This is a genomic window from Streptomyces milbemycinicus (assembly GCF_002154605.1).
In the GTDB taxonomy this organism is placed as follows: Bacteria; Actinomycetota; Actinomycetes; order Streptomycetales; family Streptomycetaceae; genus Streptomyces; species Streptomyces milbemycinicus.
On the sequence record NZ_MUNE01000551.1, the window covers coordinates 1 to 10,855 of the forward strand.

The window sequence follows — 10,855 nt, forward strand, 5'->3', positions numbered from 1 at the left end:
CTCCACCGCGCTCGGCTCGCTCGGGCTCAGCGAGCGGGCGCGCACCGTGGGCGACGCGTTGCTGGCCGACTCCGGCCCCGACTACCCGCGCCTGGCGGGCGCCGTACGCAAGGCCCTGCGACGCGAGGACCTGACAGGCTGGATGATCTGGCCCGTCACCGAAGCCGTCGCCACGGCGGCCACCACATCCGGCACCACCGAGCACTTCGACGACGGCCTCGCTCTGCTGGCACAGCTCACCCCGCGCCTGACCGGCGAGTTCGCACTGCGCACCTTCTTGAACACCGACCTGGAACGCACCCTGGCCACAGCATCGACGTGGACCGGCTCCCCCGACCCCGCAGTGCGCCGGCTGGCCAGCGAGGGCACCCGCCCCAAACTGCCCTGGGCCCGACAGGTCCCCGAACTCAACCGCAACCCCCAAGCCACCGTCCCCCTGCTGGGGGAACTACACACCGACACCTCCGCAGACGTACGCCGCTCGGTGGCCAACCACCTCAACGACATCTCCCGCCTGGACCCCCACCTCGCCGCCAGGACAGCCGCACAATGGATGGACCACCCTGCGGCGCCCACCACGCCCGCCCTGGTACGCCACGCCATGCGAACCCTCGTCAAGAAGGGCGACCCGAAAGCCCTGGAACTGGTCGGCTTCCACGGCAGCCGCGAAAACCTCCAGGTGACCGGCCCGCTGCTGACCGACACCGCCATCCCCGCAGGCGGCACCCTCACCTTCACCGCACACATCAAGAACGTCTCCGACCAGCCCGTCTCCCTGGCCATCGACTACGTCATCCACCACAAGAAGGCGAATGGAAAGCTGGCACCCAAGGTGTTCAAACTCACCAAACGCAACCTGACCCCTGGGGAATCCGCCGACCTGACACGCCGCCACTCTTTCCGCCCCATCAGCACCCGGGTGTACTACCCCGGAACCCACGCCGTGCAGCTCCAGGTCAACGGCCAGCAGCACGGCCTGGTGGAGTTCGACCTCGGGGGAACCGAGGCGCGGTCCTGACCGATTCTCGCCCCCCGGTCCACCGGCGCTGTGCTCAATGGACGCGACGGCCATCCTCACCGATCGGTGACGGCGGCCGGCGCCGTGAGCCCCTGGAAACATTGCGTTCATGACAAGGGGAAATCGTCCGTAACAACTGCTTCCTAGCGTGATCGGCCGTGGGATCAGAGTCGTATACAGGGCCGCCGGAACGACTCATGACGGCCCATCGAGACTCCCCCGTTCTGCCGATGACGCCACGCGGGGCCCTCCGCTGCATCGCAGCACCGGCACCCAGCACCACCGGGAGGCGCGACATGAGCACCACCGAGTCACCGCTGAAGACAACAGGCACGACGAGGACCACCACTGACCAAGCGGTCAAGGAGACCCTGGAGGACTACACCCTCCGTTTCGCTCCCCGCAGTTACCGCCGCTGGACCCCGATGGTCGTGGCCACCACCGCACTCGGCGGCATCGCCTACATGGCCGACTTCTCCATCGGCGCCGGCATCGGGCTGGCGCACGGCACGGGCAACGCGCTGGTGGCAATCGCGGTAGCCGCTGTGGTCATCTTCATCACCGGCTTTCCGCTCGCCTACTACGGTGCCCGCTACAACATCGACCTGGACCTGATCACGCGCGGCTCCGGCTTCGGCTACTACGGCTCGGTGCTGACCAGTGTCATCTTCGCCAGCTTCACCTTCATCTTCTTCGCCCTCGAAGGCTCGATCATGGCTCAGGGCCTCAAGCTCGGCCTCGGGCTTCCGCTGTGGCTGGGCTATCTCGTCTCCACGCTCATGGTCATCCCTCTGGTGATCTACGGCATGAAGGCGCTGAGCAAGCTCCAGGTGTGGACCACCCCGATCTGGCTGCTGCTCATGGTCGGCCCGCTGGTCTACCTGGTCACCACCGACCCCGGCACGATCGACCGCTTCCTGGCCTACGCCGGCACGGACGGCGACGGCGGCGTCAACACGGCCTCCGTACTGCTCGGTGCGGGCGTGTGTCTCTCCCTCATCGCGCAGATCGGTGAACAGATCGACTACCTGCGTTTCATGCCGCCCAAGACCGAGGCGAACAAGCGCGGTTGGTGGACCGCCGTGATCATGGCGGGCCCCGGCTGGGTGGTGCTCGGCGCGCTCAAGCAGGCCATCGGCGTCTTCCTCGCCGTGTACATCCTCGCCAAGGTCGGCCCGGCCGCCGCGACCGAGCCGATCCAGCAGTTCCGTGGCGCGTTCGACGCGATGATGCCGTCCTGGATGGTCATCCCGCTGGCCGTGGCCCTGGTCGTCATCAGCCAGATCAAGATCAACGTCACGAACGCGTACTCCGGTTCGCTGGCGTGGACGAACTCCTTCACCCGCGTCACCAAGCACTATCCGGGCCGTATGGTCTTCGTCCTGGTCAACCTGGGCTTCGCGCTGGCCCTGATGGAAGCCGACATGTTCAGCTTCCTCAATGACATCCTGGGCTTCTACTCCAACTGCGCCATCGCCTGGGTCGTCACCGTCGCCACCGACATCGGGATCAACAAGTACCTGCTGAAGATCTCCCCGCTCCAGCCGGAGTTCCGCCGCGGCATGCTGCACGCCGTCAACCCGGTCGGCGTCGTGGCGTTCGTCGCCGCCTCCGGATTGTCGATCGCCATGTACTTCCACCTCCTCGGCGACACCCTCCAGCCGTACTCCCCGGTCGCCGCGGCGGTGATCGCGTTCGTCCTCACCCCGCTGGTGGCGATCATCACCAAGGGCAGGTACTACCTGCGCCGCACCGACGACGGCATCGCCGAGCCGCTCCTGGACCCCGACGGCAACCCGAGCTCGCTCACCCTCGACTGCCACGTCTGCCACCAGTCCTACGAGCGCCCCGACCTGACCGCCTGCGCCACCCACGACGCAGTCGTCTGCTCACTGTGCCTGAGTACGGACAAGGTCGGGGATCACGTGCTGCCGGGCATCGCGTAGCACTCGGCGAAGCCGCCCCGGTGTCCTAGGGACTCCCCGTCACCGCAGAGAGATCCGGAGTACCGGTGGTCATCACGGCCGGCCAAACCGCAGGTGTCGTCGTTCGGCCAGCTCCTCCGCGCTGACCACGGTCAGAATCGGCGTACCCGGCGGCGCGAACATGGTCACCACCAGCTGCGACTGCGCGTCCTGAAGGTTGTTGGCGCCCAGGTAGTGGATCACGTCGCCCCCGGGCTCGAACAAGGCTTCACCGGCCTTGACCACGCGGGGCGGCTGCCCCTCCAGCTCGAAGAGGATCTCGCCCTGGGTCACGTAGCCGAAGAGCGGCCCGGGGTGCCGGTGCGGCGGCGCGCCGGGGTCGCCGGGCGCCAGGGTGACCCGGATGGTCCTGGCCTCGGCGCCGGCCGGGATCCGGGGCGCCGCCTCCGGCAGGGTCGCGATGACCTCAACGCCCGGGGGCAGGTGTGCATGCTCAGTGCTCATGTATTTCTCCAAACAGGAACTGTCCACAGGAAGGACAGGACAGCCTCCCCGTTTGTGACAGCGCTACGCGGCGCACCGGCCCGAACTCCACGGGTACCGACAGAGGGGAGGCCACCGGCCTCCCCTCCTGGACACGTGCGGTCAGCGCAGGTTCAGAGCCTCGCGGATGGTGGCGAACAGGTCGGTCTGGTTGGTGACACCGAGGACGCGGTACGCCTGCGGCCCCTGGCCTGCGATGCGTACCTGGGTACCGGTGTGCTCCTGGGACTGGCCCGGGGTGTTGGTGGAGTAGTTGACCTTGAGCTGCTGGCCCTCGTTGGTGACCAGGGTGGAGGACAGACCGGGCGGGGTGGCCTCCAGCGGGACGATCTGGCTGGTGTGACCGTGGTCGGCGGTGGTCACGACGAGCGTGTCGGGGTGCTTGGCGGCGTAGTCGCGGGCCACCTTCACGGCACGGTCGAAGGCGGCGGTCTCGCCGATCTGGCCGCACGGGTCGGCCGCGTGGTCCTGCTTGTCGATGGAGGCACCCTCGATCTGCAGGAAGAAGCCCTTCCCCGAGTGCTTCTGCTTGGCCTCCAGCAGCTGGATCGCCTTGGTGGCGGAGTCGGCCAGACTCGGCGTGGTCGACGGGCGGTTGGGGTTCGAGGTCACGCACCGCTGCGGGTCCGTACCGCCGACCGCGGCCGTCTTGCCGGTCCACTCGGTGGGCACATTGCCCGAGGCGAACAGACCCAGCACCGGCTTGCCGGCCTGCGCGCTCTTCATACCGGCGGAGTCGGTGACAACCTGGTAGCCCAGCTTCCGCGCCTGCTCGGTGACGGTCAGGCCCTTGTACGTACCGTCGGTGACCTTCTGGTCGAACCGCGCCTTGCCGCCGCCGAAGAGGACGTCGACCTTGTGGTTGACGGACTGCTCGGCGATCGAGCCGGGGCCGCCGGCGGCGATGGTGTCGGTGGGGCACTTGGCCATGTCGGCCGGGCCCTGGCAGGAGCGGTCGGTGGCGTGCGAGGCGAGCACGGCCGGGGTGGCGTCGGTGAGCTCGGCGGTGGTGACGCTGCCGGTGGCGTAGCCGTTCTTCTGCGCCAGCTCCAGGACGGTGGGGATCGCCTTGTCGGTGTCCGGGGTCTTGGAGATGCGGCCGTTGACCGTCTTGCGGCCGGTCGCCCAGCCGGTGCCGCTGGCGGCGGAGTCCGTGACGTAGTCCGGGGTGCCGTCGGCGTGCACCGCATAGGTGGTGTAGGCGCCGGTGAGCGGGAACTTGTCCATGTTCAGGCGGCCGTTCGCGCCCGCCGTGTAGTCACGGGCGAGGGTGATCTCCGAGTCGCCCATACCGTCGCCGATCAGCAGGATGACGTTCTTTGCCTTGCCACCCTTGATCGCGCTCTCGGCGCGGTCCTTGCTGTCGGAGGCTCCGGCGGTGGTGCTGACGGCCACTGCGGCCGCGGTGGCGGCGACCACGGCGGTGCCGATCACGAGGTGACGACGGGAGGGTCTGTGCATGGAAGTGACTCCTTGAAACGTCCGGAGGACGAATGCGGATGACAACGAATGCGGATGACAACAGACTCCAAACCATCAGTCATGGGTGAACCGACAGGAAAGGTTTGATCCCGTCTTTATTTCCGTGACATGACGCGTAGGGCTTGTGCCCCGGACCGTGCGGTCCGGGGCATCTGCGCTCATACGGAGATGGGTCGCGGCGGCCGCACGGCGAGGCGGCCGGCCCGGGCGAGGGCGGAGACGGAGGCCGCGGCACCGAGCCCCGTGACGGTCAGCACGCACCAGGTCAACCAGAGTGCGTCGTGGCGCAGGGCAAAGTCCCACAGGGCTCCGGTGGCGAGGTTGCCCAAGGTGATGCCCAGCCCGGAGACGGTGTTGTAGAAGCCGTAGTGGGTGGCCACGAGGGAGTCGCCGGAGAGAGTGACCACGGTGTCCATCTCGAAGGGGTAGACGACCGCGCTGCCCGCCGCCAGCAGCACCACGGCGATGACGAGGGAGACGAGGACGACCGCCGAGGAACCTCGCGGGGTGAGAGCCAGGGGGAGAAAGGCCAGCCCCATCGCGGCCAGCCCGCGTGCCAGGGCCTGGCTGGGGTGCCAGCGGTCTTTGGCCCAGTCGGTCAGCCGTAGTTGCCCGGCGACGGCGGTCGCGGCGGAGATGACGAACAACCCGCTGGTGATTGCGGTGCCGCTCGATCCCAGGGCGTCGGACGCGGCCAGGGGGAGCGCCAGGTAGACCTGAAAGGTCAGGACGTAGGAACCGATCATCGCGGTGGAGAAGAACAGGAAGGGGCGGTTGGCGACCACCGTGCGCCACTGTGCCAGCACACTCTCCTTGCCGGTCGCGGCATCGGCGGAATCGCCGTGGCGCGGGGGCAGAGCCCGCCACTGCAGGGCGGTGAGTACGGCGAAGATGGCGGCGGCGGCCGTGCACACGAGGCGGAAGTCGGCGGCCAGGAGAGCGAGCCCGACGAGGGGCCCGAGGAGCATGCCGGTCTGGTAGTAGACGTTGAAGGTGGCGAAGGCGTCGACACGGCGCTCACCCGCTTCCGTGGCGAGGTACGCGCGGACGGCGGGGTTGAACAGGGCTCCGGCGAAGCCCGTCGCGGCCGACGCGGCGATCAGCGCGGGGAGGTTGTCGACCCAGCCGAGCAGGCCGAACCCGATGGTGCGCAGCAGGCAGCCCGCCATGATCGGGGCCTTGTAGCCGAGGCGGTCGGCGATCGTGCCGCCGATGAGGAACATGCCCTGCTGGGAGAAGTTGCGCACCCCGAGCACGAGCCCGACGGCCCAGGCCGCGAGGCCGAGCTCGCCGGACAGATGGGCGGCGAGGTAGGGCATGAGCATGTAGAACGCGAGGTTGATGGCGAACTGGTTGACCATCAACAGGCGTACGGCGGGCGGGAAGGAGCGGGTCTGCCGCCACAGGTGCTTCATCGGGCGGCTCCGGCGATGCGGGCGCCACTGCCGGTGGCGAGGGGGTCGATCACACGGGTGCAGCGGGTCCAGCGGGTGACGGTGTGCTCGCCGGGGTGGTCGATGTGGTCGGGGTCGTCGGGTGGCAGCTGGCCCAGGAGGTGGTGCCTGCGGCAGTAGGTGTCGTCGAAGACGGTGCCGACGTAGCGTTGCGGCCCGTCGGGGAAGACGGCCACGGTGCGTTCCTCGGCGGGCAGTGTGCGCGCCAGCCAGCGGGCGACCAGCGCGACCGCGCCGACGCTCCAGCCGCCGGTGGCGTAGTGGTCGCGGGCCAGGCGCCGGGCGGCCCACACGGCTTCCGGGGCGGCGACCCAGTGGACCTCGTCGAAGAGGTGGTAGGCGACGTTGCGGGGGTAGATGCTGGAGCCCAGGCCGCGCATCAGGCGGGGTGCGGCAGGCTGGCCGAAGATCGTCGAACCGGTGGTGTCGACGCCGGCGACGCGCAGGTGGGGGAAGTAGCCGCGCAGGACGGAGGCGATGCCGGTGGAGTGGCCGCCGGTGCCGACGGAGACGACCAGGGTGTCGATCCGGCCGAGCTGTGCGACGAGTTCGTGGGCGAGCGGCGCGTAGGCGGCCACGTTGTCGGGGTTGTGGTACTGGTCGGGACACCAGGCATCGGGGTGCGCGGCGAGGAGTTCCGCCACGCGCTGGCGGCGGGCCTGCTGCCAGCCACCGGTGGGGTGCGGGGCGGTGACGACATCGACCTCGGCGCCGTGGGCGGCGAGCAGGCCGGACATCAGCGGTTCCATGCCCGGGTCGGTGACGACGGTGACCGGATGGCCGTGGATGGCGCCGGCGAGGGCCAGGCCGAGCCCGAGTGTGCCGGAGGTGGACTCGACGATGCGGGCGCCGCACGGCAACTGCCCGCGCTCACGGGCGGCGCGGACCATGTACAGGGCGGTGCGGTCCTTGATGCCACCGGGGTTGTGGCCTTCCAGCTTGGCCCAGAAGCCGCGCCCGGTGGCGGTGAAGGGTTCGCCGATCCACAGCACCGGCGTGTCGCCGACGAGACCGGCGGGGGTATGCGCCGGGATTCTGGGGTTGGTCAGCAGCCCCGCCGGGGAGAGGGGGACGGTCGTACGAGTGGGGTGGTTCATGGCGTGCTTCTCCTACGGCCGGTGCCGTGCGCGGCAGCCGGTCGTTGCGTAGCGAGGGAGGATGCGGGTGATCGGTGGCCGCGCGTCGTCCCTGCACGGGAGACACGGCGACGGCCCGATCAGGTCCGCCACACGCCGATACGAGCTCGGGTACGCCCCGTCGATGACGCACCATGCGTCGTACGAGACGGGTGAGAAGTCAAGGGCGCGCCGACCGGGTGGGCATCGCTGGGTTCAGCGGGCGCGGCTGCGGGGACGTACGGCCCGTCCGCGTCGATCTCGCGCGGCGGCTGGCCGCTCGGCTGGTCCGGGCCCCAGCAGTGCACCCCGCGGTCGTGCTCCGGGGCCGTCCCGCGGTCTGTGGCGCGGACTGTGGACCCCTGCGACTCCGCTGGGGCCTGTCCGCAAGCGGCGGAGGAAGCCAGTACAAGGGTGTCCGCCCGAACCGCGGGGGTCGCCGTCGGACCGTGGGCACAGCCGAGCACATGCACGAGCGTGGCCAGCAACACCAAGAGCACCGCTCCAGTACCCGATACGGAGCGGCTGCTCGGAGAGACCGACCCAGTCCGCATGAACACAAAGGGTAGTTGATCGAGTGCGTAAAGTTCTTGTCAGGAGAGCCCGGCCTGTGGCGCCCCCACGTGCCGAGGCGGGCCACGGGTTGTTCAGGTCGATCCCTTATCGTGCGCGCGGACCGCGGAGCATATACGCAAGCACGGCCGAAAAGGAGTGACGAAGGTGAGCAGCACGCCCTCGCCCTCATCCGGGGTACCGGACGAACTTCAGCGTCGCCTGGGAGTGTCGGACGCGGTGCTGATCGGCCTGGGCTCGATGATCGGTGCCGGGATCTTCGCCTCCCTGTCGCCGGCCGCCCGCGCGGCCGGCTCGGGTCTGCTGCTCGGCCTGGCCCTCGCCGCGGTCGTCGCCTACTGCAACGCGACCTCCTCCGCGCGGCTCGCCGCCCGCTACCCGGCCTCCGGCGGCACCTACGTCTACGGGCGGGAGAGGCTGGGTGAGTTCTGGGGTTATCTGGCCGGCTGGTCGTTCGTAGTGGGCAAGACCGCCTCGTGCGCGGCCATGGCCCTGACCGTCGGCACCTACATCTGGCCCGGCCAGACGCATACGGTCGCCGTGGCCGCCGTCGTGGCGCTGACCGCGGTCAACTACGCCGGGGTGCAGAAGTCCGCGCTGCTGACCCGCGTCATCGTGGCCGTCGTCCTGCCGGTGCTCGCCGCAGTCGTGGCCACCTGCCTCACCTCCGGCGCCGTGGCCGCCGCCCGCCTGAACATCGGCTCGGACGCCGCCTTCGGTGGCGTGCTGCAGGCGGCCGGGCTGCTGTTCTTCGCGTTCGCCGGCTACGCCCGCATCGCCACCCTCGGCGAAGAGGTCCGCGACCCGGTCCGCACCATTCCGCGTGCCATCCCGGTCGCGCTCGGCCTCACCCTCGTCGTCTATACCGCTGTCGCCGTCTCCGTCCTGCTCGTCCTCGGCTCCGACGGCCTGGCCGCCACCGGGGCACCGCTGACGGATGCCGCTCGGGCGGCCGGCGCCGCCTGGCTCGTCCCGGCCGTACGCATCGGCGCCGCGGTTGCCGCCCTCGGCTCCCTGCTCGCCTTGATCCTCGGCGTCTCCCGCACAACCCTGGCCATGGCCCGCGACCACCACCTGCCCCACGCCCTGGCGTCCGTGCACCCCAGGTTCAAGGTCCCCCACCGGGCCGAACTCCTCGTGGGTACCGTCGTCGCCACGGTGGCCGCGACCGCGGACGTACGCGGAGCGATCGGTTTCTCCTCCTTCGGCGTCCTCGCCTACTACGCCGTTGCCAACGCCTCCGCATGGACCCTGAGCCCCGCTGAGGGCCGCCCGGCCCGGATCATCCCCGCAGTCGGCCTGGCCGGCTGCCTTGTACTGGCCTTCGCACTCCCGGTGTCCTCCGTGATCTCCGGAGCTGTTGTGCTCGCTGTCGGCGCCGCCGCCTACGCCGTCTCGCGCGCTTCCTTCCGGTCGCCCCCGGCGTAGCCGCACGTTCCCGTCGGATTTCTGCCAGCCGTCGCCCGGGGCCGGCTGGTTGAGTGATCCGCATGACGCCGAACCACACCCTCCATAACCAGGCCCTCGCCTTTCGGTCCCGCCACGTCCCCGGGCATCCGCTCGTCCTGCCGAACGCCTGGGACGCCACGAGCGCCCGTATCGTCGAGGACGCCGGGGCCGCCGCGGTGGCGACCACGAGTGCGGGGCTGGCCTGGGCGCTGGGAGCGGCGGACGGCGACCGGCTGGGCCGCGACCGGGCCCTGGGCGCCGTCGCGCGCATCGTCGACGCGGTCCGGGTGCCGGTGACCGCAGACATCGAGAGCGGCTACGCGCGGGACTCGGCCGGTGTCGGCGACACGATCCGCGCGGTGATCGCGGCGGGCGCGGTCGGAGTGAACATCGAGGACGCGCTGTACGAGGGGGATGCGCTGTACGGGAGCGGCGAGGGCCCGCTGCGGCCGGTCGCCGAGCAGGCCGAACGCCTCGCCGCCGCCCGCCAGGCGGCGGACGAGGCAGGCGCGCCGCTGTTCGTGAACGCCCGGATCGACACCTTCCTCAGCGGCGCGGGAGGAGTGGACCACACCCTGGAACGGGCAGCCGCCTTCCTCGCCGCGGGCGCCGACGGGGTCTTCGTCCCGGGGGTTGTCGACCCGGTGACCGTGAAGGCGCTCGCCGAGGGCATCGACGGCCCGCTCAACGTGATGGCGGGCCCAGGGGCACCCCCGGTCGCCGAGCTGGCCGCGCTCGGCGTCGCGCGCGTTAGCGTCGGGTCGGGCATCGCCCAGGCCGCGCATGCCGTGGTCCGCCGCGCCGCGCGGGAGCTGCTGGGCGCGGGGACCTACGAGTCGCTGACCGGAGGGCTCGACTACGGCGAGCTCAACGCGCTCCTGGGAAGCGGGCGTTAGTACCGCAACCGAATCCGGGGTTATGGCCTCGGCGTTGGCAACGCGACCTTCCCGCGCCTCACCCGCACCCGCATCCGCGGACCAGCACAACGCGCACACCGTCGAGCTGGTGTTGCCCGACCCTTCCCGCTGACCGGTTCCCGAGCCGTACGACACGCGGGACCGGCCTTGCGAGCGGTGCGCCGGCAGGCAACCACCGGCACACCGCTCTGTCGCTCAGCGCTGCGACGCGGAGACCCGGCGCCGGATCAGCCACCACACACCGCCGGCGAGGACCAGCAGAACGGCGACGATCACCCAGATCAGCACACCGGAGGACACGCTGTCGCTCTCGCCGGTGGCCTTTTCCTCGGCCGACGTGGCGTCCTGTTCCGACGTGCTGTCGGCGGTGGCGGAGGAG

Annotated in this window: 8 protein-coding genes and 1 pseudogene; 4 read left to right on the forward strand and 5 right to left on the reverse strand. The window is 70.3% G+C overall.

The genetic code is table 11. The annotated features are described in order from the left end of the window. Positions 1-1,018 (forward strand): DNA alkylation repair protein (locus tag CCN51_RS37655; protein WP_086860614.1); only part of this gene is annotated, 1,018 nt, incomplete at its 5' end. A gap of 296 nt (positions 1,019-1,314) precedes the next feature. Then, positions 1,315-2,964, forward strand: coding sequence for a purine-cytosine permease family protein (locus CCN51_RS37660; protein WP_014172728.1), 1,650 nt, complete (start codon positions 1,315-1,317; stop codon positions 2,962-2,964). A 72-nt stretch (positions 2,965-3,036) separates the two neighbouring features. Here CCN51_RS37660 and CCN51_RS37665 read toward each other — a convergent pair whose 3' ends face one another. The 4 genes from CCN51_RS37665 to CCN51_RS37680 form a co-directional block, all read right to left on the reverse strand. Beyond that, the gene (locus CCN51_RS37665) at positions 3,037-3,447 is read right to left on the reverse strand and encodes a cupin domain-containing protein (protein ID WP_014172729.1); all 411 of its coding nucleotides are present in this window, start codon (positions 3,445-3,447) and stop codon (positions 3,037-3,039) included. A 141-nt stretch (positions 3,448-3,588) separates the two neighbouring features. Then, positions 3,589-4,947, reverse strand: a complete 1,359-nt coding sequence (locus CCN51_RS37670) for an alkaline phosphatase (protein ID WP_014172730.1) — start codon at positions 4,945-4,947, stop codon at positions 3,589-3,591. A gap of 179 nt (positions 4,948-5,126) precedes the next feature. After that, positions 5,127-6,383, reverse strand: a complete 1,257-nt coding sequence (locus tag CCN51_RS37675; RefSeq protein WP_014172731.1) for an MFS transporter — start codon at positions 6,381-6,383, stop codon at positions 5,127-5,129. Further along, entirely contained in the window at positions 6,380-7,519 is a 1,140-nt protein-coding gene (locus CCN51_RS37680; protein ID WP_014172732.1) for a PLP-dependent cysteine synthase family protein, read from the reverse strand. The genes CCN51_RS37675 and CCN51_RS37680 overlap by 4 nt, the downstream gene beginning before the upstream one ends. Before the next feature lie 738 nt (positions 7,520-8,257). On the opposite strand from CCN51_RS37680, the gene CCN51_RS37685 reads away from it, so the two are divergent. Together CCN51_RS37685 and CCN51_RS37690 are read left to right on the forward strand one after the other, a co-directional pair. Continuing rightward, a complete protein-coding gene (locus CCN51_RS37685) occupies positions 8,258-9,538 on the forward strand; it encodes an APC family permease (protein ID WP_043485910.1) in 1,281 nt (426 codons plus the stop codon). A gap of 62 nt (positions 9,539-9,600) precedes the next feature. Further along, positions 9,601-10,455: an isocitrate lyase/PEP mutase family protein gene (locus tag CCN51_RS37690; RefSeq protein ID WP_014172734.1), complete on the forward strand. Its 855-nt coding sequence runs from the start codon at positions 9,601-9,603 to the stop codon at positions 10,453-10,455. A gap of 216 nt (positions 10,456-10,671) precedes the next feature. On the opposite strand, the pseudogene CCN51_RS55255 reads toward CCN51_RS37690, so the two are convergent. After that, a pseudogene (locus CCN51_RS55255) lies at positions 10,672-10,855 on the reverse strand (DUF1775 domain-containing protein); the annotation flags it as partial.

Excerpts from the sequence above, each read along its gene's own strand:
- CCN51_RS37660 (WP_014172728.1), top strand. The coding sequence starts at position 1,315 with ATGAGCACCACCGAGTCACCGCTGAAGACAACAGGCACGACGAGGACC.
- CCN51_RS37670 (WP_014172730.1), bottom strand. The coding sequence starts at position 4,947 with ATGCACAGACCCTCCCGTCGTCACCTCGTGATCGGCACCGCCGTGGTC.
- CCN51_RS37680 (WP_014172732.1), bottom strand. The coding sequence starts at position 7,519 with ATGAACCACCCCACTCGTACGACCGTCCCCCTCTCCCCGGCGGGGCTG.
- CCN51_RS37690 (WP_014172734.1), top strand. The coding sequence starts at position 9,601 with ATGACGCCGAACCACACCCTCCATAACCAGGCCCTCGCCTTTCGGTCC.
- CCN51_RS37665 (WP_014172729.1), bottom strand. The coding sequence starts at position 3,447 with ATGAGCACTGAGCATGCACACCTGCCCCCGGGCGTTGAGGTCATCGCG.
- CCN51_RS37675 (WP_014172731.1), bottom strand. The coding sequence starts at position 6,383 with ATGAAGCACCTGTGGCGGCAGACCCGCTCCTTCCCGCCCGCCGTACGC.